Annotated in this window: 27 protein-coding genes and 1 pseudogene; 14 read left to right on the top strand and 14 right to left on the bottom strand. The window is 72.9% G+C overall.

Annotated elements, in window-relative coordinates; genetic code table 11:
* Positions 1-18 precede the first annotated feature (18 nt).
* Positions 19-1,032 (bottom strand): methyltransferase, encoded by a 1,014-nt coding sequence (locus ACLFMI_RS20210; RefSeq protein WP_410949479.1) that lies wholly within the window; start codon positions 1,030-1,032, stop codon positions 19-21.
* A 61-nt stretch (positions 1,033-1,093) separates the two neighbouring features.
* Complete coding sequence (locus ACLFMI_RS20215) at positions 1,094-1,576, bottom strand: cupin domain-containing protein (RefSeq protein WP_410949480.1); 483 nt, start codon at positions 1,574-1,576, stop codon at positions 1,094-1,096.
* A 118-nt stretch (positions 1,577-1,694) separates the two neighbouring features.
* Between ACLFMI_RS20215 and ACLFMI_RS20220 the strand changes: the two genes are divergently transcribed.
* From ACLFMI_RS20220 to ACLFMI_RS20235, 4 genes are all read left to right on the top strand, one after another.
* Positions 1,695-2,030, top strand: a complete 336-nt coding sequence (locus tag ACLFMI_RS20220; protein WP_410949481.1) for a hypothetical protein — start codon at positions 1,695-1,697, stop codon at positions 2,028-2,030.
* Positions 2,031-2,102: 72 nt separating this feature from the next.
* Complete coding sequence (locus ACLFMI_RS20225) at positions 2,103-2,738, top strand: DsbA family protein (RefSeq protein WP_410949482.1); 636 nt, start codon at positions 2,103-2,105, stop codon at positions 2,736-2,738.
* On the top strand, positions 2,735-3,391 hold the full coding sequence (locus ACLFMI_RS20230; protein WP_410949483.1) for a vitamin K epoxide reductase family protein: 657 nt from the start codon (positions 2,735-2,737) through the stop codon (positions 3,389-3,391). Before ACLFMI_RS20225 ends, ACLFMI_RS20230 begins: the two co-directional genes overlap by 4 nt.
* Positions 3,392-3,431: 40 nt before the next feature.
* Positions 3,432-4,430 (top strand): NADPH:quinone reductase, encoded by a 999-nt coding sequence (locus tag ACLFMI_RS20235; RefSeq protein WP_410949484.1) that lies wholly within the window; start codon positions 3,432-3,434, stop codon positions 4,428-4,430.
* A 116-nt stretch (positions 4,431-4,546) separates the two neighbouring features.
* On the opposite strand, the gene ACLFMI_RS20240 is transcribed toward ACLFMI_RS20235, so the two are convergent.
* From ACLFMI_RS20240 to ACLFMI_RS20270, 7 genes and pseudogenes are all read right to left on the bottom strand, one after another.
* Entirely contained in the window at positions 4,547-4,738 is a 192-nt protein-coding gene (locus tag ACLFMI_RS20240; RefSeq protein WP_410949485.1) for a hypothetical protein, read from the bottom strand.
* Between the two features lie 126 nt (positions 4,739-4,864).
* Complete coding sequence (locus tag ACLFMI_RS20245) at positions 4,865-5,545, bottom strand: GntR family transcriptional regulator (protein WP_410949486.1); 681 nt, start codon at positions 5,543-5,545, stop codon at positions 4,865-4,867.
* A gap of 27 nt (positions 5,546-5,572) precedes the next feature.
* Entirely contained in the window at positions 5,573-6,358 is a 786-nt protein-coding gene (locus ACLFMI_RS20250; protein WP_410949487.1) for an N-acyl homoserine lactonase family protein, read from the bottom strand.
* Between the two features lie 37 nt (positions 6,359-6,395).
* A complete protein-coding gene (tcuA, locus tag ACLFMI_RS20255; RefSeq protein WP_410949488.1) occupies positions 6,396-7,889 on the bottom strand; it encodes an FAD-dependent tricarballylate dehydrogenase TcuA in 1,494 nt (497 codons plus the stop codon).
* 1 nt (position 7,890) lies between these two features.
* Entirely contained in the window at positions 7,891-8,304 is a 414-nt protein-coding gene (locus ACLFMI_RS20260; protein ID WP_410949542.1) for an NAD-binding protein, read from the bottom strand.
* Positions 8,305-8,340: 36 nt separating this feature from the next.
* Positions 8,341-8,814: pseudogene (locus tag ACLFMI_RS20265) on the bottom strand (NAD(P)-binding domain-containing protein); the annotation flags it as partial.
* A 33-nt stretch (positions 8,815-8,847) separates the two neighbouring features.
* Entirely contained in the window at positions 8,848-10,329 is a 1,482-nt protein-coding gene (locus tag ACLFMI_RS20270; RefSeq protein WP_410949489.1) for an aldehyde dehydrogenase family protein, read from the bottom strand.
* 164 nt (positions 10,330-10,493) lie between these two features.
* Between ACLFMI_RS20270 and ACLFMI_RS20275 the strand changes: the two genes are divergently transcribed.
* Entirely contained in the window at positions 10,494-11,198 is a 705-nt protein-coding gene (locus ACLFMI_RS20275) for an SLC13 family permease (protein WP_410949490.1), read from the top strand.
* Here the strand turns inward: ACLFMI_RS20275 and ACLFMI_RS20280 are convergent.
* Positions 11,126-12,466, bottom strand: a complete 1,341-nt coding sequence (locus ACLFMI_RS20280; RefSeq protein WP_410949491.1) for a TetR/AcrR family transcriptional regulator — start codon at positions 12,464-12,466, stop codon at positions 11,126-11,128. The genes ACLFMI_RS20275 and ACLFMI_RS20280 overlap by 73 nt on opposite strands.
* A 229-nt stretch (positions 12,467-12,695) precedes the next feature.
* Between ACLFMI_RS20280 and ACLFMI_RS20285 the strand changes: the two genes are divergently transcribed.
* Positions 12,696-13,547: an alpha/beta fold hydrolase gene (locus ACLFMI_RS20285; RefSeq protein ID WP_410949492.1), complete on the top strand. Its 852-nt coding sequence runs from the start codon at positions 12,696-12,698 to the stop codon at positions 13,545-13,547.
* A 43-nt stretch (positions 13,548-13,590) separates the two neighbouring features.
* On the opposite strand, the gene ACLFMI_RS20290 is transcribed toward ACLFMI_RS20285, so the two are convergent.
* Positions 13,591-14,424 carry an IclR family transcriptional regulator gene (locus tag ACLFMI_RS20290; RefSeq protein WP_410949493.1) on the bottom strand — a complete coding sequence of 278 codons (834 nt, stop codon included), beginning with the start codon at positions 14,422-14,424 and terminating at the stop codon, positions 13,591-13,593.
* Between the two features lie 136 nt (positions 14,425-14,560).
* Between ACLFMI_RS20290 and ACLFMI_RS20295 the strand changes: the two genes are divergently transcribed.
* The 6 genes from ACLFMI_RS20295 (at position 14,561) to ACLFMI_RS20320 (ending at position 21,185) form a co-directional block, all read left to right on the top strand.
* On the top strand, positions 14,561-15,556 hold the full coding sequence (locus ACLFMI_RS20295; protein ID WP_410949494.1) for an aldo/keto reductase: 996 nt from the start codon (positions 14,561-14,563) through the stop codon (positions 15,554-15,556).
* Between the two features lie 117 nt (positions 15,557-15,673).
* Positions 15,674-16,840 carry an acyl-CoA dehydrogenase family protein gene (locus tag ACLFMI_RS20300; RefSeq protein WP_410949495.1) on the top strand — a complete coding sequence of 389 codons (1,167 nt, stop codon included), beginning with the start codon at positions 15,674-15,676 and terminating at the stop codon, positions 16,838-16,840.
* 53 nt (positions 16,841-16,893) lie between these two features.
* Positions 16,894-17,730, top strand: coding sequence for an alpha/beta fold hydrolase (locus ACLFMI_RS20305; protein WP_410949496.1), 837 nt, complete (start codon positions 16,894-16,896; stop codon positions 17,728-17,730).
* Between the two features lie 49 nt (positions 17,731-17,779).
* The gene (locus ACLFMI_RS20310) at positions 17,780-18,643 is read left to right on the top strand and encodes a VOC family protein (RefSeq protein ID WP_410949497.1); all 864 of its coding nucleotides are present in this window, start codon (positions 17,780-17,782) and stop codon (positions 18,641-18,643) included.
* A 49-nt stretch (positions 18,644-18,692) separates the two neighbouring features.
* Complete coding sequence (locus ACLFMI_RS20315; protein WP_410949498.1) at positions 18,693-19,976, top strand: MFS transporter; 1,284 nt, start codon at positions 18,693-18,695, stop codon at positions 19,974-19,976.
* 111 nt (positions 19,977-20,087) lie between these two features.
* Positions 20,088-21,185 (top strand): glycosyltransferase family 4 protein, encoded by a 1,098-nt coding sequence (locus ACLFMI_RS20320; protein WP_410949499.1) that lies wholly within the window; start codon positions 20,088-20,090, stop codon positions 21,183-21,185.
* Between the two features lie 20 nt (positions 21,186-21,205).
* Here the strand turns inward: ACLFMI_RS20320 and ACLFMI_RS20325 are convergent, their stop codons facing one another.
* Both ACLFMI_RS20325 and ACLFMI_RS20330 read right to left on the bottom strand, forming a co-directional pair.
* Complete coding sequence (locus ACLFMI_RS20325; protein WP_410949500.1) at positions 21,206-21,847, bottom strand: hypothetical protein; 642 nt, start codon at positions 21,845-21,847, stop codon at positions 21,206-21,208.
* 30 nt (positions 21,848-21,877) lie between these two features.
* Positions 21,878-23,203 (bottom strand): NAD(P)/FAD-dependent oxidoreductase, encoded by a 1,326-nt coding sequence (locus ACLFMI_RS20330; RefSeq protein ID WP_410949501.1) that lies wholly within the window; start codon positions 23,201-23,203, stop codon positions 21,878-21,880.
* Between the two features lie 111 nt (positions 23,204-23,314).
* Here ACLFMI_RS20330 and ACLFMI_RS20335 point away from each other — a divergent pair, with 111 nt between their 5' ends.
* Both ACLFMI_RS20335 and ACLFMI_RS20340 read left to right on the top strand, forming a co-directional pair.
* Positions 23,315-23,530 carry a hypothetical protein gene (locus ACLFMI_RS20335; protein ID WP_410949502.1) on the top strand — a complete coding sequence of 72 codons (216 nt, stop codon included), beginning with the start codon at positions 23,315-23,317 and terminating at the stop codon, positions 23,528-23,530.
* A 127-nt stretch (positions 23,531-23,657) separates the two neighbouring features.
* Positions 23,658-24,539, top strand: coding sequence for an SAM-dependent methyltransferase (locus ACLFMI_RS20340; RefSeq protein WP_410949503.1), 882 nt, complete (start codon positions 23,658-23,660; stop codon positions 24,537-24,539).
* A gap of 82 nt (positions 24,540-24,621) precedes the next feature.
* Here the strand turns inward: ACLFMI_RS20340 and ACLFMI_RS20345 are convergent, their stop codons facing one another.
* The gene (locus tag ACLFMI_RS20345) at positions 24,622-26,196 is read right to left on the bottom strand and encodes a PucR family transcriptional regulator (RefSeq protein WP_410949504.1); all 1,575 of its coding nucleotides are present in this window, start codon (positions 26,194-26,196) and stop codon (positions 24,622-24,624) included.
* Between the last annotated feature and the right edge of the window lie 21 nt (positions 26,197-26,217).

Here is a 26,217-nt window from a genome sequence, read left to right on the forward strand (position 1 = left end):
CGGGGTGCCCGGTCGCGATCAGACCGGGCGGGCGTCGATCACGCTGCGCGGGCCGGCGGTCGGGACGACGGCCTCGACCCGGAACCCGGCGTCGGCGAGCAGGGCGGTGTACTCGGCCGCGGTCCGTTCCCGGCCGCCGTGCCCGACGAGCATGTGCAGGTCGTAGAGGGCGGGGCCGGGTTCGCCGGGTCCGTCGTCGGGCAGCACCTGCTCGACGACCAGCAGCCGGGCGTCCCGGTGGCTCGCGGACCGCACGTTCTGCAGCAACGTGCGGCACCGCCCGTCGTTCCAGTCGTGCAGCACGAACGAGAGCAGGTAGACGTCGCCGTTGCCGGGGACGGCCTCGAAGAAGTCGCCCATCATCACGTCGCACCGGCCGGCCACGCCCGCCGCGGACAGCTCGGCGTGCGCGCGCTGCGCCACCTGCGGCAGGTCGACCAGGATCCCGCGGCAGGCCGGGCGGGCGGTGAGCACGTCGCGCAGCATGGCGCCGGTGCCGCCACCGAGGTCGACCACGGTGCTGCCGTCCGGCACGTCGTAGGCGCCGATGACCGCCGCGCCGGCGTCGTCGATCAGGCCGCGCTGGGTGACGTCGTAGAGCGCACCGAGCTCCGGGCGGTGCGCGAGCTGGTCGAACAGCAGCCGGCCGGTGACCCGCCGGCAGGCCTGCTCCCCGGTGCGCACCGACTCGGGCAGGTCGTCCCACAGCGGGCGCCACAGCTGCCCGGTGAGCAGCGCCCGGGCGTGCGCGCCACCCGGTGCGTCCCGGCGCAGGGCCTCGCCGAGCTCGGTGGCCGCCCAGCGGTCGTCGGGCTCGCGGGTGCACAACCCGAGCGAGGCCAGCGCGCGCAGCAGCCGTTCCAGCGTCGGCGGGTGGGTGCCGGTCTCGGCGGCCAGCTCGGCGGTCGGGGCCGGGCCGCGGGCCAGGACGTCGACGACACCCAGCTCGGCGGCGGTGCACACCGCGTCGGTGATCCAGTGCGCCTGGACCATGCCGATCAGCTGCGTGGCGGGGGACGGGCTGGTCTCCATCGGGCCTCCTCGGTGGGGTGCGTCCATCCAGAGTGTCCCCGGTCACGCTCGCACAAGAGGGTCAGTAGGGGTGCTCGCGCAGGTTGACCTGGTCGCAGCTCAGCGCGAACGCGTCGACCTCCTCCGCCGACGGCGGCTCGGCCCGGGCGGCGAACTCGGCCAGCCCGCGGAAGTAGCGCTCCCGCGGCGCCCCGGGCACGAACAGGATCAGGAACCGGGCGTCCGAGTCCGGGCCGGTCCGGAAGGCGTGCACCCCGTGCGCAGGGACGTGCACCAGGTCGCCCTCGCCCGCCTCGGTCCACTCGGTACCGGTGAGCACCCGCAGCCGGCCGGACAGCACGTAGAAGCTCTCGGTGAACCCGGAGTGGTAGTGCGGCATCGCGCCCGGTGCGTCCGCCGGGATCCAGCTCTCGAACAGCCCGAACCCGCCGCCGACGGCGTCGCCGGGAGCGGCGAACCGGGTCCACGAGCCGGTACGGGAGGTGACGGCCCGTTCGCTGTCCGTGCGCGGACGCCAGACGGCGCCGGGTTCCGGGAAGCTCACACGTCCGACCGTAGCCGGGTCGGGGGCCGCTCGGGACCGCCGGTATCGTCGAAAGCACAGGAAGGGCGGGTCCGTCAAGGGGTCCGTCCCGGATCGGTGCGGGAACGGGGTGAGGCCGGTGCGGCCGTCGCGCCTGCTGCCCGTGCTGCTGCTGACGCTGCTCGCGGTGCTGCTCTGTGCCGGGCCCGGGTCGGCCTCGGTGCCCCCGGCGGCGCCTGCCGGGGTGACCGCCGCCGTCCCGGACTGCACGCACCCGCCGACGGCACTGCACGCCGGGGGTCTCGACCAGGTTCCTCGGCGGGCCGACGACGACCCGCCCGGCCTCCCGCCCGCCGCCGGATCCCCGGTGAGCCGGGTCCCCGGCGGGCACGCCGGGACCGCGCTCCCCGTCCCCCCGGAGCGGGCGATCCTCGCCCCGTCGCCGGTCGAGCAGCTGTGCGTGAACCGGAACTGAGCACCGCGCGCCGACACGCTCGTGCATCCGCACGAGCGGCTCCGCCGTACCCACTCCTGGAGGCACACCCGCATGACCCGCAACGTCAAGATCTCCCTGGCCGCCGTCGGCGCATTCGCGATCGTGGTGGCCGCCCTGCTGTTCGCCACCCGGCCGTCGGGGCCGGAGTCCGCGCCGGCCACGCAACAGGTCGCCGCCGGTGACGCGAAGCTGAACAACGCGCCGAACGCGTCCGTCACCATGATCGAGTACATGGACTTCGAGTGCCCGGCGTGCGCGCAGCTGCACCCGGTCGTCGACCAGCTCGTCCAGCAGTACGGCGACCGCGTCCAGTTCGTCGTCCGCTACTTCCCGCTGCCGATGCACCCGAACGGCGAGCCGGCCGCGCTGGCCGCGGAGGCCGCCAACCAGCAGGGCCGGTTCCCCGACATGTCCGCGAAGCTCTTCGAGACCCAGCAGGCCTGGGCCGGGCAGCAGGGCGCCGAGCAGACCTTCCGCGGGTACGCCGAGGAGCTCGGCCTGGACATGGCCGCCTACGACGCCGCCGTCGCCGCCCCGGCCACCGCGGAGAAGGTGAAGGCCGACACCCGGGCCGGCGCCGAGGCCGGTGTCTCAGGGACGCCGACGTTCTTCGTCAACGGCGAGCAGCTCAACCCGCAGTCGGTGCAGGACATCACCGACGCCCTCGACCGCGCGCTCGGGCAATGACTGGCGCGGCCCCCACGGACGAGATCGCCCCGGTCCGTGCCGGCGTTCCGGCCCCGGCCGTGCCCGGCCCGGTCCCGCGACTGCTGCCGTGGCTGCTGACCCTCGGCGGGGCGCTCGGGCTGCTGTCCGCGTTCACGCTGACCGTCGAGCGGATCGAGATCCTGCTCGATCCGGCCTACCGTCCCTCCTGCAGCATCAACCCGGTGCTGTCCTGCGGTTCGGTGATGGTCACCGAGCAGGCGGCGGTCTTCGGGTTCCCGAACCCGCTGCTCGGCATCGGGGCGTTCGCGGTCGTCCTGACGACCGGGGTCGCGCTGCTGGCCGGCGCCCGGTTCCCACTCTGGTACTGGGGCGGGCTGCTGGCCGGCGCGGCCGCGGGTGTGCTGTTCGTGCACTACCTGATCGTCGCGAGCCTGTACGAGATCGGGGCGCTGTGCCCGTACTGCATGGTCGTCTGGGCCGTGACGATCCCGATCTTCTGGTACGTCGCGCTGGCGGTGCTGCACCTGGTCGCGGAGCGATCCGGCGGCCCGGCCCGGCGCGGGTACGGCCTCCTCGCGCGGTACCACGCCGTGGCGGTGGTGCTGTGGTTCGTCGTGGTGGCGGGGCTGGCCCTACACCGGTTCTGGGACTACTGGTCCACGCTGGTATGACCGGCGTGCGCCGGTGCCCCGACGCAGGCAGGATGCGGGTGTGCGAGCAGCCAGCTACCCGCGCGAGGGCGCGGCCCGTGACGTCCTGACCGTCGGCGACCTGGCCACCCCGGACCCCGGTCCGGGGCAGGTGCGGGTCCGGATCCGGGTCTCGGCGGTCAACCCGACCGACACCAAGACCCGGGACGGCACCACCTCCCGCCCGTTCGACGACGTCAGGGTCCCGCACCAGGACGGCGTCGGGGAGATCGACGCGGTCGGCGACGGCGTCGACCCGTCCCGGATCGGGCAGCGGGTGTGGGTGTGGCTGGCCTCGCCCGGCGGCCACGGCGGTGACCCGCTCGCCGAGTGGGGCACCTGCGCGGAGTACACCGTGGTGCCGGACCGGCAGGCCACCGCGCTGCCCGAGGACGCCCCCGACGACCTGGGTGCCTGCCTCGGCGTCCCGGCCATGACGGCGTACCACTGCCTGTTCGCGGACGGCTCGCTCGCCGGGGCGACGGTGCTGGTGACCGGCGGCGCCGGCGCGGTCGGCCACTACGCGATCGAGCTGGCCCGCTGGGCCGGGGCGACCGTGGTGAGCACGGTGTCCGGGCCGGAGAAGGCCGAGCTGGCCCGCGCCGCGGGCGCGCACCACGTCGTCAACTACCGGGAGGGCGACCCGGCCGCCGCGATCCTGGACGCGGCCGGGCCGGTGGACCGGGTCGTCGAGGTCTCGCTCGCCCAGAACCTGGAGCAGGACCTGCGGGTGCTGAGCGACGGTGGCCGGATCGTATCCTACGCCGCCACCCCGCAGGATCCCGTGCTGCCGGTGCGCCGGCTGATGACCGGCAACGCGGGCTTGCGGTTCGTGCTGCTCTACGGGGTGCGGCGGGACGTGCTGGGCGACACTGCCCGGGCGATCACCGCCGCCGCCGGGCACGGTGCCCTCAGCCCGCTGCCGATCCACCGCTTCGGGCTCGACGACGTCGTCGCCGCGCACGAGGCGGTGGAACGGGGGACCACCGGCAAGGTCGTCGTCGACGTGCCGTTCCGGTAGGCGCCCCGCGCGCCGCGCCTCGCCCGGCGGCGCCCTCCGCCGCGCCCCGGTGTCCCGAGGGGCACCCTCGTCTCTGCGGGGCCCCGAGGGTGCCCCTGGGAGCGCGGCGGGGCCGCTCAGCGTTCCTCGTCGTCCTCCTGGGGTGCGTCGCGGTACTGGTCCAGCACGTCGGCCGGGTCGGCGTCGACGCCGGTGGGCAGGTCCTCGGGCAGCCGCTCGTCGTGGGCCGGGTCGGCGGTCCGGTCCTGCTCGGCGGCGTCGGCGGGGTCCGCGGCGGCGTCGTCCGGCAGTCGGGTCTCGGGGCGCATCGGCTCCTCCTGCGGCGTCGGTCGGGTCCCGTCCTGGTGACGGGCCGGGCCCCGGGGCATACCCCGCACCGTGCCCGGACATGCCGGCGTCCCGCGGGACCGCGCCCCGGGGTGCCGGGGCGCGGATCACGGCGGCGAGGTGAGATCGTCCTGGTAGATCTGTAGCCGCAGCTCGCGAGCCTTGGCCATGTGGCCGCGGGCGGCGTCATGGGCGCGTTCGCTGTCGCGGGCCTCGATCGCCGCGATCAGCGTCCGGTGCTCGCTGAGCGCTTCCCCCCAGCGCCCGTGCGCCTTCAGGGTGGTCGCCGGATAGCGGGTGAGGTGGTTGTTCAGCCGGGTGAGCAGGTCGACGATGGTGCCGTTGTGGCCGGCCGACCAGATCGCCTCGTGGACCGCGCGGTTCGCCGCGGCCATCGCCCGCGGGTCGTCATCGGGGGTGGCCTCCATCGCCGTCTGGGCGTGCCGGATCCGGATGAGGTCGAACTCGGTGTGCCGTTGCGCGGCCGCCGCGGCGGCGGTGGCCTCGAGCGAGATCCGCGCCTCGTAGATCTCGAGGATCTCCTCCGGGCTGCGGGTGCGTACCCGCATCCCCCGGTCGCCGCGCTCGACGAGCCCGTCCTGCTCGAGGCGGCGCAGCGCCTCCCGGACGGGAGTGCGGCTGGTGCCGTACCGCTCGGCCACGGTGAGCTCGACGAGCGGGGCACCGGCGTCGAGCGAGCCGTCGACGATCTCACCGCGCAGCCGGTCGTACACCTCGGACAGCAACGCCACCACCTCCTCCGACAGCGACATAGCAGACAGCGACACAGCAGTATACCTGTGTATCCACTGTGCTCACGCGACCCGTACGGCGAGCCCCTCCAGGCCGGGGACCGCGGGGAAGCGGTCCAGCACCGCGGGGTCGTGCCCGGGCACGACCAGCTCGGGCTCGGAAGCCAACGTGGCCAGGGTGTCGAACGCGTCGTACATGGCGGGCAGGAAGGTCACCACCCCGTAGGGCTGCCCGCGTTCCACGTTCTCGTAGAAGTGGGACGCGTCGGCCGCCAGCACCACGTGCCCCGCGGCGGTCGCGATCCGGACGACCTGCAGGCCGGGGGTGTGCCCGCCGACCCGGTGCACCGTCACCCCCGGGACCACCTCGTGCTCCCCGTCGACCTGCCGGACCTGCCCGGCGAAGTTCTGCTCCACCAGGTGGGCCACGTCGGCCGGCTCGACGAAGTGCGCGATGCCAGGGCGCGCGGCGTGCCGCGACGTCCAGAAGGCGAGCTCGGCTTCCTGCACCACGATCCTGGCTCGAGGGAAGTCGGCCACGTGCCCGGTGTGGTCGTAGTGCAGGTGGCTGAGGACCAGGTGCTCGATCCGGTCCGGGTCGACGCCGAGCGCGCGCATGGTGTCCATCGGGGACCGCAGGTAGTCGCGGCCGCCCCGGCGCGCCGCGGTCCCGGGGGTGAACCCGGCGTCGACCAGTACGGCGTGCGCATCCGAAACCGCGAGCCAGACGTAGTAGGAGATCGGGTACGCGTCGAGGGCACACGGGTCGTGGCCGTAGAAGTGCTCGCCGCGCACCGATGCCTCGCGATGGGCGAAGCGCAGGGCGTAGACCCGGAAGGGCTCAATCACGGCGGGCTCAATCACGGCGGGCTCGGTCACGGCGGGCTCAGCCACGGCGGACGCCCCGCCCCGCTGCGGCACCGGCCAACCGGCCGAAGACCGCGCCCGAGGTCAATCCGCTGCCCCCCGGGTAGTTCCCGGAGAACAGGCCGCCGACCATCTCCCCGGCCGCGTAGAGGCCGTCGACCGGGTCGCCGGAACCGTCGAGCACCTGCGCGTTCCCGTCGACGTGCAGGCCGCCGAAGGTGAAGGTGACACCGCAGCTGACCGCGTACCCGTAGTAGGGCGCGGTGTCCAACGCCTGCGCCCAGTTCGACTTCGGCGGATCGACTCGGGCGGCGCGGCCGTCTTTGACAGCGGGATCGAACGGCGTGTCCTCGATGGCGGCGTTGAACTCCGCGACGGTGCGTTCCAGGCCGGTGGCGTCGATGCCGAGGGCCGCAGCCAGCTCGGTGAGGCTGTCGGCCTGCGCACCGGCGATCGGCCGGGAGTCATACTCCTCCTTGCGCAGCAGCGGCCGGGTCGTGGCGTCGAACAGCTGGAACGCCAGGCCCCGGGGCTGGCGCAGGATCTCGCGGCCGTACTTGGCGTAGGTGTAGTTGCGGAAGTCGGCGCCCTCGTCGACGAACCGCTCGCCGTCGACGTTGACCACGATGCCGATCGGGTAGCTCTGCCGGGTCAGCTGGTTCGTGAGCGTGCGGTTGCCGCCGGTGGGGCTGCCGTCGGCGTCCCACGCGACGCTGTGGCAGGAGCCCCAGTCGCCGTGCGGGGCCGCACCGGCCGCCAGGGCCAGCTCCAGGACGTCGCCGGTGTTGGTGGGCGTGCCCCGCACGAGGGCACGCTCCCAGCCCTGTCCCAGGTACTTCGCACGGCGCTGCGGGTCCGCTTCGAAACCACCGGCGGAGAGCACGACGGCGCCGGCGCCGACCCGGTGCTCGACGCCGTCCGGGTCCCGGTAGGTGACCCCGCGGCCGGCCGGGTCGTCCAGGTGCAGTGCGGTGACCTCGGCGCCGTAGCGGATCGCCGCGCCCTCGGCGAGTGCCGCGCGGGTGTGCTCGGCGATGAGGCCCTTTCCGCCGTCCACGGTGCCGACGGACAGGCCGCCGGAGAAGACCCACCTGCCGTCCGAGAGGTAGGCCTGCCGCTCGTACATCAGCCGCCACCGCAGGCCCTTGCCGGCCAGCCAACGCACGGTGTCCGCGGAGCGGGACACCAGCGTCCTGGTCAGGGCCGGGTCGCAGCGGTCGTCGGTGGCCCGCTGCATGTCGGCCTCGAACGCGCTCTGCGGGTAGGCGGGCACCACCGAGTCGGCATGACGCTCGTCGGGTTCGAGCAGGTCGGCGACGTCGGCGATGTCGTCGAAGGCGAACCGGAAGGCACCGGCGGTGTAGAAGGAGTTGCCGCCGGCGGCGGTCTCGGGGGCCTTCTCCAGCAGCAGGACCGAGGCACCCTGCTCGATGGCGGAGTGCGCGGCGGCGAACCCGGCGTTGCCCGCGCCGACGACCACGACGTCGAACCGGTCGGTCTGGGGGGCGGTCACGTCAGCGGTCTCCCTCGGCGTCGTTCTCGGACAGCGGGCGCCCGGTCCAGCGTTCCCAGAGCGTGGCGACGGCGGCGTAGTCGAGGCGGCCGAGGCCGTCGGCGACGGCGAGCTCGTACACGGTGTGGGTGGCCTGGATGCCGAACAGCGGAACTCCGGTGTCCTGGGCCATCGCCAGCGCCAGCGTGGAGTCCTTGCGGGCGGCCTCGGTGGGCATGCCGCCCTCGTAGTCGGCACGCAGGATGCGCTCGGCGAAGCGGTGGGTCAGCGGGCGGGTGAGCCCGGCCTCCGGTCCGGACAGCAGGTCGGCCAGCGCCGAGCCGGAGACCCCGCTGGCAGCCCCCAGCGCCCCGGCCTCGGCGAGGATCACCATCACGGCGTGTGCCACGGCGTTGTTGATCACCTTGGCGGCCATGCCGCTGCCGACCTCGCCGAACCGCCGGACCGAGGCACTGATCGCGTGCAGTACCCCGGCGACCGCGTCCACGTCGCGGTCGTCGCCGCCGACCAGCAGGGTCGCGGTCCCACCGGCCATCTGCGCGACGCCGGACAGGATCGCGGCGTCCACGATCCCCACACCGTGTGCGGCACAGAGCTTCTGCTCCTCGAGGACGTCCGCCGGGTTGACCGTGCCGGTCTCCACCAGCACGCTGCCCTGCCGCATCCGCGGGGCGAGCTCGGCGATCACCTGCAGCGAGGCCTTCGGGCTCGGCAGCGACAGCAGCACGACGTCCGCGTCGGCCAGCTCGGCCGACGAGGTCGCCGCCGTCACCCCGGGGCCGGTCGTCGCCGCGGCGACCCGCTCGGCGTCGAGGTCGTACACGTGGAGCGGTCCGTGCCGGGCCAGGCGGCCGGCGAGCGCCGCCCCCATGTTCCCCAGCCCGCACAGCGAGACGGTGTCGGTCACCGGATGCCTTCCTTTCCTCGAACGACGGCGCCGCTCTTCCCGGCCGTGGGCTCAGACACGGATGGAGAACGGGTCGGGGGTGCGGCCGGTGAGATCCACCATGACGTTCTTGGTGGTGAGGTACTCGTGCAGTGCCTCCTCGCCCCGCTCACGGCCGTAGCCGGAACGGCGGGTCCCGCCGAACGGTGCCTGGGCCGCACTGGCCCGGTAGGTATTGATCCAGACCGTGCCTGCCCGCAGTCGCTTCGCCATCCGGTGTGCACGGGTGAGGTCGTCGGTCCAGACCCCCGACGCCAGGCCGAAGTCGCTGTCGTTGGCGATCGCGGCTGCGTCGTCGTCGTCCGAGAACGGGATGGCGCTGAGCACCGGGCCGAAGATCTCCTCCCGGGCCAGGACGGAGTCGTTGGCGACGTCGGCGAACACGGTGGGGCGCACGAACAGGCCGTCGCCCAGCGTCGGATCGTCGACCGGTCCGGTTCCGGTGACGCCCCGTGCTCCGGCGGCCATCCCGGCCCGGACGGCGTCGCGGATGCGGTCGCGCTGGGGTTCGTTGGCGACCGGCCCCATCTGGGTGGCCGGGTCCATCGGGTCCCCGAGACGGATCTGGGCGGCACGGGCCGCAACGGCCTCGACGACCCGCTCGTAGACCGACTCCTGCACCAGGAGGCGGCTTCCGGCGATGCAGGTCTGCCCGCCCGCCGCGAAGATCCCCGCGACGGCGCCGGTGACCGCGCGATCCAGGTCGGCGTCGTCGAAGACGATGTTCGGCGACTTGCCCCCGAGCTCCAGGGTGACCGGGACGAGGTTCCGGGCCGCCGCGGCGGCGATCGCCTGCCCGGTGGCGACGCTGCCGGTGAAGCTGATCCGGTCCAGCCCGCGGTGCCCGGTGAGCGCGACACCGGCCTGCGGGCCCCCCGTGACGATGTTGACGACTCCCGCCGGGAACCCGGCCTGCTCGACGAGCTCGGCCATTCGCAGGGTGGTGGCCGAGGCGTGCTCGGATGGCTTGACGACGACGGTGCAGCCGGCGGCCAGCGCGGGCGCGAGCTTGTTGGCCAGCAGCTGCATCGGCGAGTTCCACGCGGTGACCAGGGCCGCGACGCCGACCGGCTCGGCGATCGTGTAGTCGAGGATCTCGGGGGCGTCGAGCGGGATGGTGCGCCCGTAGAGCTTGTCGGCGTAGCCGGCGAAGAACCGGTAGTTGCGGGCGGCGAAGCGGGCCTGGCCGGTGGTCTCGCGCAGCAGCTTGCCGTTGTCGGTGGACTCCAGCCGCCCCAGCTCCTCGGCATGCTCCTCCATCAGCGTGGCGAGCCGGTGCATCAGTTCGGCACGGCGCAGGCCGGGGGTGCTCGACCACCCGCCCTCGAACGCGTCGCGGGCCGCGGTGACAGCGGCGTCGACGTCCGCGGCGGAGGCGTCGGGGACGCTCGCGAACGGCCGTGCCGTGAACGGGTTCACCGCGGGCAGCTCGTCTCCGGTGGAGGCTCCGACCCGCTGTCCGCCGATGAGCATCCGGTAGCTGGGGTTGGTCATGGGCTCGGCTCCGTGGGTGATCGTCGTTGGCGGACGGTACGCGACTGTATACCGAAGAATACTGTCCAGGATGGTGCGGCGGTCAAGGCCCGGGTCTCGGCGTCGGTCGGAGCGTCGTCCGGGTGGGCTTGACGCCACGAAGGTCCGGGATGTAGGCGCTCCTGATGACCGTGGTCTACGTCGCCTTCGGCGGTCTGCACCTGATTCGACACGGCCGGGGCCGCGAACCGCAGGTCGACGGCGTCGAGGCGGTCGTCGAGCGGTCGGCGGTCACCCGCGAGCAGAAGGTGACCCTGGTGGCGATCGGGGCGCTGGTGGTGCTGGCGCTGGGCTTCGGTCTCGACGTGGGGATCACCGCCTTCGGGCTCGGCGCCCTTCTGACGCTGCTCTTCCCGCAGCGGGGCGACGATGCGGTCAGGGGAGTGTCCTGGAGCGTGATCCTTCTGACCTCGGGGTTGTTCGTCTTCGTCGGGGTCGCGACGCAGGTCGGGGCGATCGACTACGCCTCCGCCGCGATCGGCAGCCTGGGCAATCCTCTGATCACCACGCTCCTGGCCTTCGTGATCGGGGGAGTGGTGTCGGCCTTCGCCTCCACGACGGCGACCCTGGGAGCCACCTTCCCGATCCTGATCCCGCCGCTGGAGGCCGCGAACTTCCCGCACATCCCCGGGGCCGTGGCCGGATTCGGGGTGGCCGCGAGCGTGGTCGACGTCAGCCCTACGTCACCCTCCGGCGCGATGCTGCTGGCGAACGTCCGCAACCGCGACAAGCAGGTCTACTTCCGGCAGTTGCTCTACTACGCGGGTGCGATGCTGGTGTTCGGCTCCCTCGTGCCGTGGCTGCTGCTCGTGGTGCTCGGACTGGGGTGATCGTGCACCGCCTCCTCCAGGAGGACGACGAGCATGGCGCCGGCGAGATCGGCGTCCCACTCGGGGGTGCCCATCTGGTGGGCGAGGAACAGCCCGTCGGTGAACGCCATCAGCAGCTGCGACAGCAATGCTGGCAGGTCGGGGCCGCGGGCCGGCAGATCGGCGGCGAGCACGTCGGCGAACCAGTCGCCGCTCAGGCCGCGGGCGTGCCTGCGCACCTGCAGGAAGAGGTCGCGGCCGGAGGGCGGGGTCTCCCGCCGTTCCAGGGCGAGCATGTGCCCGATGCGCAGGAAGTTCGGCGACGCGGCGAGGCTCTCGATGCTGCTGGTCAGCCGGGATCGCAGCGCGCCCTGCCAGGTCGCTCCGGGCGGGACCGGCTTCCAGCCCGGTTGGCGGGACTGCCACTCCTGGTAGCTGTGCTCCACCACCGCGGCGAGCAGGTCGTCCTTGTCCCGGTAGAACCAGTAGAGCGAGCTCGCGGGCAGGCGGGCCCGGGCGCAGATCCGCGAGATGGTCGCGCCGTCGTATCCCCGCTCCGCAGCGACGGCGGCGGCCGAGAGCAGGATGCGGTCGCGGCCGGACCCGGCTGCCTCTTCCTGCGCCGGCGCCGGTGCCGGCACCTCCGAACGGGGCCGGGCGCCACCGAGCAGGCGGTCGGCGATGGCGTCGAGCCCGTGGGCCAGCACCCGTGCCAGCCGGTCCGCCGCCCCGAGGTCCGGATCGGACTGCCAGGCCACGAACAATCCGTCGAGCCCGGCCAGCGTGAACTGCGCCATCAGCAGCGGCACGTCGACGTCGGACGGCGGCCGCTCGGGGCCCAGCATCTGCCGCCACCAGCCGCCGATGTGGTGTTCGGCCTCGGCGCGCAGCTGCAGGAACCGGCGCCGGGCGGCGGGTTCGCGTGGGCGACGCTCGAGCGCGAGCATCAGGCCGAGCCGCCAGTACTCGGGCTGGGTGGCGAGGCTGATGATCGCCTGCCGCAGGCGGTTCTCGAGCTGTTCGCGGCGGGGTTCGTCGCCGGGACCCACCGACCAGATCGGCATCGCGGTCCGCTGCTGGAAGCTGTGTTCCAGCACGTCGGCGAGGAGCTCGTCCTTGCTGCCGAAGTGCCAGTAGATGGAGCTGGCAGGCAGTCCGGTCGCCGCGGTGACCTGGGCCACCGTGGTGCCGTCGTAGCCACGGCGGGCCGCGATGGCCAGCGTCGCCTCCAGGATGCGCCGCCGGGACTCCTCGCCCTGCGCGTGCCTGCGCGCCGTCTTCCTACCCATGCTCTCCAGCCCGATGTCGACGCCCGACCGTACGGCGCCGAGCCGCCGACGCGTCCGGGACCAGGATAGGGGAGACGCCGCCCGGGGCAGTGTCGCGAAGCCGGGCGGAAGGCGGTCGGGCCCGGCCCCGGCCGGTGTCCCGGCCGGCGGCACGCGAGCCTTTACCGCTCGATCGCCCGACGGTTGGGTCATCCCGGTAGCACGTCACCGAGATCAGGGAGCCGCCGAGATGGCCGCGCAGTTGACCGACGAGGACACCAGCCGGTTCGTGCAGACCCGGAGCTGGAAGATCCACTACAACGAGGCCGGGCAGGGCCATCCGCTGGTCCTGCTGCACGGCAGCGGCGCGGGTGCGACCGGGTGGAGCAACTTCCGCCCGAACATCGGTGCGCTGTCCGAGCGGTTCCGGGTGCTCGCCGTCGACGCACCCGGCTGGGGCCGATCCGACCCTGCAACGTCCGATGTGTACGACCACCCGAAGGCCCTTCTGGAGTTCCTGGACGAGCTGGAGATCGAGAAGGCGGCGCTCGTCGGCAACTCGATGGGCGGTATGACGGCGATGACCTTCGCCGCCCGCTACCCGGACCGCATCTCGCACCTGATCACGATGGGTCCGGGCAGCTTCCCGCAGATGCCGACCATGTTCGGCCCCGGCGACGGCCCGTCCGAGGGGCTGAAGATCCTCGCGGAGGGGTACCGAAACCCCACCCCCGAGGTCATGAAGCGCCTCGTCGAGATCATGACGTTCTCGGCCGAGTTCGCCACGGACGAGCTCGCCAGGCAGCGTGCCGACAACGCCGCCGCGCGCCCCGACCACCTGGCGAACTTCCTCGCCGGGTTCGGTACCCGCGGACCGGTGCCCACTGCCGCCACGCCCGAGCAGGTCGCCTCGATCACCGCGCCGGCCCTGCTCGTGCACGGTCGGGACGACCGTGTGGTGCATTTCGAGCACTCGCTGCGGCTGGTCGCGATGATCCCCGATGCGCGGCTGGTGCTGTTCAACCGTTGCGGGCACTGGGCGCAGCTGGAGCACGCTGCGGAGTTCAACCGCCTCGTCGCCGACTTCGTGGTCAACGCCTGAGCCGAGCCTCGTTCCGCAGCAGCGTCGAGTGTCGAACGTGGAGCTACTCCTGCTCCAGGCTCTTCCGGTACTCGGCGGAGATCTGGGTGGCCGCCCGGTGCACGAGCGACGCGTTCGAGTTCGAGTTGAAGCGGGACGTCCCGCCGGAGACCGAGATCGCCGCGACCGGGCGTCCGCCGACGAGGATCGGCGCCGCCACACAGGTGAGTCCCAGGGCGGCCTCCTCGCGGTCCACCGCCAGCCCGTCGGAGCGTGTCCGTGCCAGTTCCCGGAGCAGGCGGCCGGACTCGGAGATCGAGTAGCGGGTACGTCGCTGCAGCCCCGCGGTCAGCACGGTGCGGACGACGTCCGGAGCGGAGAACGCCAGCATCGCCTTGCCGAGGCCCACGCAGGCGGCCGGCAGGCGGCTTCCCACCGTGGTCGGTGTCCGGACCGCGTGGTGGCCGTGGATCTTCTCCAGGTACACGACGTCCTTCCCTTCCAGCACGCCGAGGTGGGCGACGTGCCGGGTACTGGCGTACAGCTCGCTGAGGTAGGGAAGGGCGATGTCGCGCAGGCCCTGCGGTCGGCAGTGTTGAACCCGGTTGCCGAGCTCGAACAGCCGCCACCCGAGGCGGTAGTCGGTACCCACCCGCTCCACGTAGCCGCCCTCCTCCAAGTAGGACAGCAGCCGGAAGGCCGTGGACTTCGGGATGTGCGCACGGCGGGCGAGCTCGCTCACCCCCAGGCTCAGATCGGCCGAGGTGAACGAGTCGAGCAGCTGGAGGGACTTGTTCACCGACGTGCTCGAGGCCTGCTTGTCCGAGCCGGACGGCGGGGACGAGGGGGCGACGGCCGGGACCGTGGGGGAGACGGCTGCGCTCGTCGTCGTCGACATGAACAGATCCCTTCTCTGCGAGCGGTACAAGCGGCCGGACGCGGCAGCGGCGGGGGTGTCTGTGAACTCGGTCACGCATCGTCACTGTAGCAATCGATACAGCCCGTAGCAATCGATACAGAGCCCGGAGGCACCCATGACCGTCCTCTCCTCGCCGCCCCGTCGGCGCCTCGGTGCCAGCGACATCGAGGTCTCGCTCTGCGGGCTCGGTGGGAACGTGTTCGGCCCGCCCCGCCTCGACGTGGCTGCCACCCGGGAGGTGCTGGCCGCGGCGCTCGACCTCGGCGTCACCTTCGTCGACACGGCGAACACGTACGGACAGGGGCAGTCCGAGGTCCTCATCGGCGAGGCGCTCGGCCACCGGCGCGGGCAGATGGTCATCGCGAGCAAGTTCAACCTGCGGGAGCTCGGCGGCACCCCGGTGGCGGCGCACGTGCGCCGGCAGGTGGAGGACAGCCTCCGTCGGCTGCGCACCGACTACATCGACCTCTGTCAGCTGCACTTCCCGAGCGACGACATCGAGATGTGCGATCTGGTGCAGGTGCTCGACGACCTGGCGCGAGAGGGCAAGGTGCGGGCGCTGGGCTTGTGCAACGTCAGCGCCTGGCGGCTCAGCGAGGCGCTCCACCTGGTCGACGCGCACGGCCTCACGCCCATCGCCACGGTGCAGAACTACTACCACCTGCTCGCGCGCGCGGTGGAGGCCGAGGTCGTGCCGTACGCGGAGCGGACCGGGGTCGGACTGCTGCCCTACCACCCGCTGGCCGGTGGCTTCCTCAGCGGCAAGTACGTCGCCGGTCGGGCCCGTCCCGACGGCACGAGGGGAGCCGCAGGCAGCCGGATCATCGACACGATGGACGTGCCGGAGCAGCACGCCGCCGTGTCCCGGCTTCGGGCGGTCGCCGACCGGTTCGGCCGGCCGCTCAGCGAGCTGGCGCTGGCCTGGCTCGCCGGCCGGTCCACCGTCTGCTCGGTCATCGCCGGCGTGAGCAGCGTCGAGCAGTTGCGGTCCAACGTCGCCGGCTGCTCGTGGGTGCTCGACGCGGACACCGTCGCCGAGCTCGACGAGATCACGGCAGCCGGCGGCGTGCCCGGTCCCGAGGCGATGCCGTACGCCTCGCCCCGGCGCTGATTCTCGATCGGGCCTGTTCCGGTCTCCGGCACCGATCGCTAGGTGCGAGCCCGGGCGCGCCATGACGATCGGGCTGCAGTCACTCGGAAGGCTTTCCAGCGTCGGAAGGACGTAGCGATGCACAAGGTTCTGGAGCGCGTCGAGAAGCTGGCGGACTACTTCCGCGACCACGCCGCCGAGGCCGAGGAGGCGGGACGGCTGCCGGATGCCACCGCCCGGAAGCTGCGCGACGCAGGCGTGATCCGGATGCTGCAACCTGTCGAGTACGGCGGCTACGAGGCGCATCCGGTCGAGTTCTTCGAGGCGGTGCTGGAGATCGGCTCGTACTGCGGATCCGCGGGCTGGGTGTCCGGTGTGGTCGGCGTGCACCCCTGGCAGCTGGGCCAGTGGGACAAGCGGATGCAGGAGGAGCTCTGGGGCGCGGATCCCGACACCTGGATCGCCTCGCCGTATGCCCCCATGGGCCGGGCCCGGCGGGGCGACGGCGGCTACTGGTTCCGCGGTCGCTGGCCGTTCTCGTCCGGGACCGACAACTGCGACTGGATCATCCTCGGTGGACTCATGGCCGACGGGAACGGTGAGGTGATCGAGCCCGAGCCGTACAACTTCGTGCTTCCGCGCTCGGATTACACGATCCACCACGACTCGTGGGAGGTCATGGGCCTTTCCGGGTCGGGGAGCAAGGACGTGTCGATCGGCCACGCCTTCGTGCCCGACTACCGGGTCAAGAAGCAGTCGAGCTTCCAGAACGGGATCCAGGCTCGGGTGGTCGGCCGGGACCAGCCGCTCTATCAGCTCCCGTTCGACTCGATCTTCCCGTCGGCCATCAACTGCTCGACCCTCGCCATGGCCGAAGGCGCGCTCGGTGCGTTCGTGGAGTACTCGCGGACCCGGGTCACGGTGAAGGGCACGACGACCGCCAAGGACCCGGCGCACCTGTCCGCGCTCGGCGCCGCCGCGGCCGACATCGCCGCGAGCCGGACCCAGTTCCTCGACGACTGGAACCGGATGTACGACGTCGTCGCCGCCGGCGGGATGATCACCGACCCGATGCGCCTGGCGCTGCGGCGCAACGGGGTCCGTGCGGTGCGCCGCTCCGTCGACGCCGTCGACCGGCTCTTCGCCCACGCCGGGGGCGGATCACTCCACCGCAGCCGTCCGTTGCAGCGTTTCTGGCGCGATCTGCACGCCGGCATGAACCACATCTGCAACGTGGCGGACCCCATGTACCAGGCCTACGGGCTCGACCTCTTCGGATTCGAACCCGACCCGTCCAGTTGGTGAGCGCCGCCGGCGCGTCCACCAACCGCCCGTCTCCGGAAACGAAGGGACACGACATGACACTCGACCTCACCGAGAAGAGCACCAGCCGCACGGTGCGGACCACGGACTGGAAGATCCACTACAACGAGGCCGGCGAGGGCCACCCCGTGCTGCTGCTGCACGGAAGCGGCCCGGGCGCAACCGGCTGGAGCAACTTCGGTCCGAACATGGGAGCACTCGCCGAGAAGTACCGGGTGCTGGCCGTGGACATGCCCGGATGGGGAAAGTCCGATGCGGTCTCGTTCGACGAGCGCGATCACGTCGAGGCGACCCTGCAGCTCCTGGACGCCCTCGAGATCGAGAAGGCGGCGTTCGTCGGCAACTCGATGGGCGGCATGACGACCCTGCGCTTCGCCACGGAACACCCGGACCGCATGTCGCACCTGATCACGATGGGCGCCGGGTCCCCGGGACCGCTGCTCTTCGGGTTCGGGGACGGCCCGACCGAGGGCATCAAGATCTTGCAGGAGGGTTACCGCGACCCGTCGCCGGAGACGATGCTCGAGCTCGTCCGCATCATGACCTTCGATCCGGCATTCGCGAGCGAATCGCTCGCGCAGCAGCGGTCGGACGCCGCCCGCAGCCGGCCCGACCATCTGGCGAGCTTCATCGCCGGCATGTCCCGTGGGCGTCCCTTCCTCGACCTCTCCGCGCTGCTGGACGTCGAGATCCCTGCCCTGCTGTTCCACGGACGTGACGACCGGGTGGTGCACTTCGAGCACTCGTTGAAGCTCGTCTCCTGCCTTCCCGATGCCTGGCTGGTGCTGCTGAACCGGTGCGGCCACTGGGCCCAGCTCGAGCACGCCGACGAGTTCAACCGGCTCGTCGACAACTTCCTCACCAGCAACTGAGCGACCGCGCACTACACGCGAAAGGCTTGTCATGGCTGCCGTAAGAAGCTTGGGATACGCGATCGTGTCGGCGACCGACCTCGTTGCCTGGGAGGAGTTCGCGGTCGACCTGCTCGGACTGCAGATCGCCGAGAAGACCGACGACCGGCTGCTCCTGCGGATGGACGAGAAGGCCTATCGCCTCGACATCCGGCGCAGCGACAGGGACGAGGTGTCCGCACTGGGGTGGGAGGTCACGGGGCCGGGTGATCTGGCGGAGCTGGCGACGTCCCTCGAGGGCGCCGGCTACGCCGTGAAGCACGAGAGCGCGGAACTCGTCGGCGAACGCATGGTCAGCGGACTCGTGGCCTTCGACGATCCGGACGAGCAGCGCATCGAGCTCTACTACGGGATGAAGAACGACCGGAATCGCTTCGTGTCGCCGAACGGCGTCAGCTTCGTCACCGGCACCGGTGGCCTGGGGCACGCCTTCCAGCTCGTCAGTGACGACGATGCCTACAGCGCCCTGTATCTCGATGTCCTGGGGTTCCGGATCAGCGACTACATCGATTTCGGCCCGGGTGCCTACGGCACCTTCACGCACGTGAACCCGCGGCACCATTCGTTCGCGTGGGCGCCGCTGCCGGACGCGCCGAGGGGCGTCGGACACCTCATGTTCGAGACCACCGACATCGACTTCGTCGGCCGGGCCTGGGACAAGGTGTTGGGCGGTGCCGCTCCGGTGGCATCCACCTTCGGCAAGCATTCGAACGACGAGATGCTCTCCTTCTACGTGGTATCGCCGTCCGGGTTCCAGATCGAGTACGGATACGGCGGCAAGCTCATCGACGACACGACCTGGACCCCGTCCCGCTACGACGTTCCCAGCGTGTGGGGGCACCAGAAGTCCGACCCGAACGAACCGGACGTCTGAGCAACCGAGAATGGATGTTCGGTCCCATCTCATCATCCCGGGAGGGATCATGGCTACAACCACGACACAACGTCGTGCGTGGTTCATCGTCGGGTCATCCACTCTGGCCATGACATTGTCGGTCAACGCGCTCGTCCTGACACCGTACGGAATTCTGATCAAGCCCATCGGCGACGAATTCGGGTGGTCACGATCCACGGTCACGGCTGCCCTGAGCCTCTACGCGCTCACCGCGGCACTGGTCATGCCCCTGATGGGTGGCCTGCTGGACAGGTACGGCTTCCGGAAGGTCGTGATCCCCGGAGTCGTCATCAGCGGGATCCTGTTGTGCCTGCTCGCCGTCGCACCCGCGTCGATCGTGGTGTGGTTCGTCCTCATGGGGCTGCTCGGCATCGTGACCACCCCGCAGAACGGCGTTCCCTACTACAAACTCGCCGCCCAATGGCTGGACCGCCGTCGGGGTCTGGCCATGGGCATCATCGGGACCGGCGGTGCCGTCGGCATCGCCCTGGTGCCGCACTACGTGGGGGCACTGCTCCAGTGGGTAGACTGGCGCCTCGCCTTCCTCGGGCTCGGCGCCCTGCTGCTCGTGGTGGTCCTGCCCCTCGCCGGCACCGTACTGCGCGAGCCCCGCCACCATGAGCTGCCACAGCCGGAGGGTCGCCACGAGGTCGGCGACGTGCCCGGGATGGAGCTGCGCGAAGCCCTGCGCTCGCCGAGGTTCTGGCAGCTCTTCGTCGCCGTGCTGCTGATGGGGTCGGCCATCCCGGGTGTGATGGTGCAGATGACCCCGCTCCTGACGGACCGCGGTGTCTCCGTCGAGGCGGCCATCGGCATCGTGTCCCTGATGAGTGTCGGGACGATGCTCGGTCGGCTGGTCGGCGGATTCGTCCTGGACCTCGTGCAGGCTCCGCTGGTCGCGGCCATCGTCTTCGCCTCGCCGATCCTCGGGTTCCTCCTACTCGCCAACGGAGGATTCGGTTTCGCGGTGGCAGGTGCGCTGTTGATCGGAACGGCGCTCGGTGCAGAAGGCGACATCGTGTCCTACATGGTGTCGCGGTACATGGGCATCAAGTGCTTCGGCCAGATCTACGGCATCTTCATGGCCGTTCTGGCCTTCGGGTATGCATTCGGCCCATTCGCCTTCGCGGTGACGTACGACGTCACCGGCTCGTACAATCCGGCCTTTGTCGCCTTCGGTGTCGGATTGGCCGTATCGAGTGCTCTCGCGCTGACGATGGGGCGCTACCGTTACCCGCCGGGCGCTCCGGCGACCGAGACGCCGCGAGAGGAGGACGCCGTCGAACTGGGCCCGCCTTCCCCACGTGCGTGAGCGGTCCGCGTTCCGATACCGCGGCGTGCCCGAACGGGGTACGATCTGGACGAGACGCGTAAAGCCACTTGCGCGTGCCGCCCCCGCGGGGCACGAACGAGGAGGCTCGCGTTGCGCATCACCGTCATCCGTACCCCCGACGTCCCGATCGGCTGCGGTGCCGCGCTCGTCGCGAGCGCGCTGGCCGCGGCCGGGCACCGGGTTCGGATGGTGACCGACGCCCCCGATGCACCGGAACTCGTGGCGCCGCGCTCCGGCCCCGGTGCACTGCGGGTGCAGCCGGCGGCGGTGACCGGCCCGGAGGACCTGACCGCCGCCTGGGCCGACGAGCCCCCCGACGTCGTGCACGCGGTCGGCCCGATGGCCACGGCGGCGGCCGCCGGCACCGGGGTGCCGGTCGTCGTGGCGGTCCCGCCGGGGACGCATGGTCCGCGGCCGCCGCTGCCCGCCGGGGTGGCCCGGGTGCTTGCCGCGAGCGAGGATCAGCACACCGCGCTGCTCGGCCACGGCGTCCCGCGGGCGCTGCTACGCACCGTTCCGGCGGGTGTGGACACCGACGCGTACGCACCGGACGGCCCCTCGTTGCGCCGGGGCGAGCACCCGCGGCTGGTGGCGACCGGCCCGCTGGAGCACGGGTCCGGGGTGGCGAGTGCGATCGTCGCGCTGTCCCGGGTGCCCGCGGCCGAACTGCTGATCACCGGTGGCGACCCGGCCGACGACCCGGACCGGGAGCGGCTGTTCGCCGCCGCCGAGGACCTCGGCGTCGCCGGTCGGGTCCGGTTCCTCGGCCCGGTCGGGGCCGATCTCCTGCCGCGCCTGCTGCGATCCGCCGACGTCGTGGTGGCCGCGGCGAAGCGGGACGTTCCCGCCACCGCGGTTCTGCAGGCGATGGCCTGCGCGCGGCCGGTGGTCGCCGCCGCCGTCGGCGGGTTCCGGGACGCGGTGGTCGACCGGGTCACCGGACTGCACGTGCGCCCCGGGACCCCGGTCGAGCTGGCCGCCGCCGTGCGGGAGCTGCTCGCCGACGACGCGATGCGGATCGGTTACGGGATCGCCGGCCGAGACCGGGCCTGCTCCCGGTTCGACCGGGCCCGGATCGCTGACGCGCTGGTCGCGGTCTACTCCGAGCTCGTCCCGGTCGCGGCGGCCGATGGTCCGGACGACCCGGAGACCGCCACCGAGGCCGAGCCCGCCGGTCTGCCCGGCTGAACCGGGCCGGTCGCGAGCGCTCAGGTCGTCGGTGTGTCCGGCCGGTCGCCGTTCCCGGCCCGGTCCTCGCCCGAGCCGACGATCGGTCCGCCGGCCGGGTCCGCGGCCGGATCCCCGCCCGGGTCGGCGTCTCCGCCCTCGTTCCGGTCGCCGTCGAGCCTCGCCGGGCCGCCGGTGCCGGCTACGGCATCCGGCTCCGGCTCCACGAGCGAATCGGGCTTCACGAACGCACCGGGCACCACGAACGGAACGGTGCCCGGGATCCCGCCGTCGCCGGTCGCGGCGTGCCGGTGCGGGGCCGGCGGGTCCGGCGTCGGGATGACCTGGAAGTGCCCGGTCCGGCGCACCCGCTGGGCGAGCGCGACCCGGTGCCGGGGCGGTGCCACCAGCCGCCGGTACACGCGGCGCAGCGCGACCGCGGCCACCAGCGTCACCGGCACCGCCACCACGACCTGCCACCACGCGGACGCCCAGAAGTGCACGGTTCCGACGAACAGCGCGGTGAGCGCCAGGGCCGCGGTCTTGACCAGCAGGACCTGCCCGCGGACCCCTCGGTTCCGGGCACCCTTGCGCAGCTCGGGTGCGCTCCGCGAGAGCACCCAGAGCCAGTACCCCGCGAGCAGGGCGAGCGCGATGTAGCCGGTGACCCGGCGCAGGTCCATGCCGCGGACTCGACCGCACCGTCCGGCGCGTTACCCGGACGTTCCCCGGTCGTCCAGGGTCGCGAGCTCGGGCGAGGCGGTGTCCAGCGGCACCTCCTCCGGCTGTACCAGCCCGAGCTGCACCCGCTGGCGGGGCAGCACCCGGTCCAGCATCCACTCGACGCCGGTGCGGATCCGGTTGCCCGGCATCGCCATCAGGTGGTACCAGCTCGTCACGACCCGGGCCGGCGCGCCGCCGAGCGGCACCTGCAGCGGGTTGGCGGCGGCGTCCCGCCCGCCCAGGTCGACCACGAACCCCAGATCCCGGTGCCGGTACGACGCCGGGGTGCCGTACCCGAGTGACGCGGCGACGTTTCGCGCGACCGTCTTGCCGTGCCGCACGGCGTGCTGAGCGGTCATCGGTGTGGACGAGCCGGGGTGCGCGGGATCGGGCACCGCAGCGGCGTCGCCGCAGGCGTACACGTTCTCGTGACCCTGTACCTGCAGCTCGGAGTCCACCGCGATCCGCCCGTGCTCGGTCGGCAGGCCGAGGTCCTCCACCAGCGGATCGGGGCGCACGCCGACGCACCAGATCAACGAGCGGGTCGGCAGCGACTCGCCGGTGCTCAGCCGTACCCCCTCGGCGGTGGCCTCGGCGACCGAGGTGCCGGTGCGGACCTCCACCCCGCGCCGGCGCAGCACCTTCGTCGCGGTCCGGGCCAGCCGGACGTCGAGTTCGGGCAGCACCCGGGACTGCACGTCGAGCAGCAGCCAGCGGATCGGTTGCCCCTCCAGCTCGGGGTGGTCCCGGGCCACCTTCTCGGTCAGCAACGCGCCCTGCGCGGCCACCTCGGTGCCGGTGTAACCCGCGCCCACCACCACGAACGTGCAGCGCGCGGCCCGCTCGACCGGGTCCTCAACGTCACCGGCCATCTCGAGCTGGCCCACGATGTGGTCACGGAGGAACAGCGCCTCGGGCATGCCGCGGAAACCGTGCGCGTGTTCGGCGACGCCGGGCACCGGGAGCAGCTTGTTCACGCTGCCCACGGCCACGACGAGCCGGTCGTAGCCGATCTCGTGCTCGCCGCCCTCGGGATCGGTGTAGGAGACGATGTGATCGGTCAGGTCAACCCGACCGACCTCGCCGAGCTTCACCCGCACCCCGCGCAGCGCCGCCGCCAGCGACACCGTGATCCGGCGCGGGTCGAGCACGCCGGAGGACACCTGCGGCAGCAGCGGCAGGTACAGGAAGTAGTCGGTGGAGTTCACCAGCACGATGTCGGCCTTGTCGCGCAACCGGCGGGCGAGCAGGCGTGCGGCATGGAACCCGGCGAACCCGCCGCCGAGCACGACGACGCGTGGGGGCTGTGTGGACACTCGGGGCCTCCGTTCTGTTGTCACCCCGGCTACCCGGTCGGACGGCCGTCAATCCCGTCCCGGGACCGAACGGTCGGGGATTCGACGCCGTGGGCGCGCCTCCCCGAGCCGGTGGCCGACCGGGTCCGGGAGGACGGCCGCCAGGTCGTCGTGCTGTTGCTGGCGATGGCCGGGATGACCGCCTGCCTGATCTTCGACAACAGCTTCTGGGAGAGCCGCCGGGACCGGTCGTTGCGCGAGGAGGCCTGGCTGTCGAACCTGTCGACGGTGGCGACCGTCGTCGTCGGGGTGAGGGCGATGTACGCCGAGGAGCGGCGCTCCGGCTGATCCGCCCGGCCTGGCCCGGCCCGTCCGGCGTGGTTGTCGGCCGGGTGTCCGGTCTGTCCTCGGCCGCGCGAGTGATCATTGCGTTTCAGTGAGCAATCCTAATGATGTGGCGCCTACGGTCGCGATCATGCGCACCATCGACGACCAGTGGGACATCACCAGCAGCGTCGGCGCGACGGCACTCGCGGTGGCGGCCGGCCGGGCGGTGGAGACCCGGCGGCACGACGGTCTCGTCGACGACCCGCTCGCCGCGGCCTTCGTCGAGGCGGCCGGAGGCGACGTGCTGCCCGAACGCCCGTGGGACGACGAGGACTGGCAGCTCCAGTCCACCTACCTGGGGGTCCGTTCGCGCTTCTTCGACGAGGCGCTGCTCGCCGCCGCCGACACCGGCGTCCGGCAGGTCGTGCTGCTCGCCGCGGGCCTGGACGTCCGCGGGCTGCGCCTGGACTGGCCGGGCGGGACCACGGTGTACGAGGTCGACCAGCCGCAGGTGCTCGATTTCAAGGACCGGGTGGTCGCCGAGCAGGGGTGGGGCGCCGAGCCCGGTCCCGACCGCGTCCCGGTTCCGGTCGACCTGCGCCACGACTGGCCGGGAGCGCTGCGCGCGGCCGGGTTCGACCCGTCCCGGCCGACGGTGTGGCTCGCCGAGGGCTTGCTGCCCTACCTGCCCGCCGACGCCGAGACCCTGCTGTTCGACCGGGTGCAGGAGCTCTCCGCCCCGAGCAGCCGGATCGCCGTCGAGCACTTCGGGGACGCCGTGGACGCGATCGCGAGCGACCCGCGGTTCCGCGGCATGGCCGAGCGGCTGATGGGCACCGACCTGCGGGCGCTGTTCTTCGACGAACGCCGCCCCGAGACCCCGGACGCCCGGCTGCGCCGCACCGGCTGGTCGGTCGGGTCCACCCAGGCACGCGAGCTCGCCGAGGGGTACCGGCGCCCGCTGCCGACGGAGGTCGCGGCCCACATGGGCCGGGTGGAGCTGCTCTGCGCGGACCTGCCGGACGCCTGATCCGCAGCGGTGCCGCCGGCGGTCCCGGCTCGTCGGACGGGTCCGCGGCGCCGGCGCGTCCCGGCGGCCTGGCGTGGCCGGTTCAGCCGGGAGCCGCGAGCAGTGCCACGTGCAGTGACGTCCGGACCTCGGGGTCGGTCAGGTCGGCGCCGACCAGTTCGGACAGCCGGGCCAGCCGCGCGTAGGCCGCCGGCCGGCCGACGCCGATCCGGCGGGCGAAGTCGGCGACCACCCCGCCGGAGCAGGCCCACGCCCGCAGGCCGGTCAGGGCGCGGTCGCGTTCCGCCGGATCCAGCCCGAGCACCGGGCCGAGCTGGTCGGCGACGAAGCCGAGCAGCCGGGGGTCGTCGCGCAGTCGCCACACCAGCTCCCGGACACCGAGCTCCGACCGCCGGTGCGCGTGCGGTGCCGCCCCGGTGGACGGCGCCACCGCGACCCCGGGGCGCTCCCCCGGGGGCGTGGTCGCGGCCCGGGCCGCGAGCACCGCCTGTGCCTCCCGCATCAGCTCGGGCACCCGGTCGAACCCGGCCGGCCCGGCCGCCGCGGCCGTGCCGACCAGCGCTGCGGGCAGCTCCCGCAGCAGGTCACCGGCCCGCCCGGATCCCGGGACGAGCACGAGCAGCCGGTCGCCGCAGTCCCCGGCCACCGGCGCCGGGCCGCCGCCCGCGACTGCGTCGGCGCCCGGCCCGGTCACCGCGTCCCGCAGCCCGGCCACCGGTGTCCCGGAGGCCTGGGCCAGCGCCAGGACTTCGAACGTGCCCGTGGTGTCCACGCCCGCGGCCCGGATCCGGGCCGCGAGCCGGGCCACGTCGGCCTGGGTGGCCCCGGCCAGCTCACGCAGCAGGGCGGCGCGCGCCGCCGCGAGGAGCGTGACCGGGTCCGCGTGCCCGCTCAGGGTCAACGCGTCCGCCGCGAGCGCGAGCACGGTCGCCTCCCGCGCCGCCGGGTCCGGCGCCGGCCGGGCCGGGACGACGATCCGTCCCCATGGCGATTCGGGCGTTCCGACCGGGCGGACGGTCCAGCCCTCGGGACCGGCGTCGTCGCCGGTCGGGGCGAGCCGGGACCGGGTCGCCCAGTCCCGCAGGTCGGTCTCCGGGTCGGCGCCGGCGACGGCCGGCACCCGGTGTGCGAGGTCCTCCAGCACCACCGGCCGGCCGAGCAGCGCCGCGGCCTCGGCGACGATCCGGTCCGCGCCCGCGCCGTGCAGGGCGAGCGTGCGGAAGGCACCGCCGGCGCGCTCGGCGAACGACGCCCGGTCGTGCTGGGAGTTCAGGATCCGGCCGAGCACCGTCTCGATGATCTCCGCGTAGCGGACCGTGCGGCGGACCTCGACCAGCGGGAACCGGGCGCTGCGCGCGGCCTGGACCAGGTCCGCGGGCAGCGCGGTCAGCTGCTGCCCGAGCTCGACGAGCAGCCCGACGGCGCCGGCGGCGCGCAGCGCGCCGAGGTAGCGGGCCGGGTCGGTCGTCGGGTCGGACAGCGCCAGCCCGACCGAGAGCACCAGCACCCCCGGCGGCAGCGTCCCGGCCGGCTCGGCGAGCTCGCTGACGTGCACCCAGCGCACCTCGGTGTCCAGCTCCGGGCGCCCGGCCCGCACCGCCGGCGCGCCGGCACGCACAGCGGGGAGGGCGAGGACGTCGGCGATCGAGGGGTACACGGCTCTCCTGCGAACGGAACG

Origin of the sequence: Pseudonocardia nantongensis (assembly GCF_046546495.1) — a bacterium.
Taxonomy (GTDB): Bacteria; Actinomycetota; Actinomycetes; order Mycobacteriales; family Pseudonocardiaceae; genus Pseudonocardia; species Pseudonocardia nantongensis.

Excerpts from the sequence above, each read along its gene's own strand:
- ACLFMI_RS20300 (WP_410949495.1), top strand. The coding sequence starts at position 15,674 with ATGCACAAGGTTCTGGAGCGCGTCGAGAAGCTGGCGGACTACTTCCGC.
- ACLFMI_RS20280 (WP_410949491.1), bottom strand. The coding sequence starts at position 12,466 with ATGGGTAGGAAGACGGCGCGCAGGCACGCGCAGGGCGAGGAGTCCCGG.
- ACLFMI_RS20275 (WP_410949490.1), top strand. The coding sequence starts at position 10,494 with ATGACCGTGGTCTACGTCGCCTTCGGCGGTCTGCACCTGATTCGACAC.
- ACLFMI_RS20295 (WP_410949494.1), top strand. The coding sequence starts at position 14,561 with ATGACCGTCCTCTCCTCGCCGCCCCGTCGGCGCCTCGGTGCCAGCGAC.
- ACLFMI_RS20315 (WP_410949498.1), top strand. The coding sequence starts at position 18,693 with ATGGCTACAACCACGACACAACGTCGTGCGTGGTTCATCGTCGGGTCA.
- ACLFMI_RS20225 (WP_410949482.1), top strand. The coding sequence starts at position 2,103 with ATGACCCGCAACGTCAAGATCTCCCTGGCCGCCGTCGGCGCATTCGCG.
- ACLFMI_RS20290 (WP_410949493.1), bottom strand. The coding sequence starts at position 14,424 with ATGTCGACGACGACGAGCGCAGCCGTCTCCCCCACGGTCCCGGCCGTC.
- ACLFMI_RS20285 (WP_410949492.1), top strand. The coding sequence starts at position 12,696 with ATGGCCGCGCAGTTGACCGACGAGGACACCAGCCGGTTCGTGCAGACC.
- ACLFMI_RS20260 (WP_410949542.1), bottom strand. The coding sequence starts at position 8,304 with ATGGCCGCCAAGGTGATCAACAACGCCGTGGCACACGCCGTGATGGTG.
- ACLFMI_RS20270 (WP_410949489.1), bottom strand. The coding sequence starts at position 10,329 with ATGACCAACCCCAGCTACCGGATGCTCATCGGCGGACAGCGGGTCGGA.
- ACLFMI_RS20305 (WP_410949496.1), top strand. The coding sequence starts at position 16,894 with ATGACACTCGACCTCACCGAGAAGAGCACCAGCCGCACGGTGCGGACC.
- ACLFMI_RS20210 (WP_410949479.1), bottom strand. The coding sequence starts at position 1,032 with ATGGAGACCAGCCCGTCCCCCGCCACGCAGCTGATCGGCATGGTCCAG.
- ACLFMI_RS20230 (WP_410949483.1), top strand. The coding sequence starts at position 2,735 with ATGACTGGCGCGGCCCCCACGGACGAGATCGCCCCGGTCCGTGCCGGC.
- ACLFMI_RS20325 (WP_410949500.1), bottom strand. The coding sequence starts at position 21,847 with ATGGACCTGCGCCGGGTCACCGGCTACATCGCGCTCGCCCTGCTCGCG.
- ACLFMI_RS20240 (WP_410949485.1), bottom strand. The coding sequence starts at position 4,738 with ATGCGCCCCGAGACCCGACTGCCGGACGACGCCGCCGCGGACCCCGCC.
- ACLFMI_RS20340 (WP_410949503.1), top strand. The coding sequence starts at position 23,658 with ATGCGCACCATCGACGACCAGTGGGACATCACCAGCAGCGTCGGCGCG.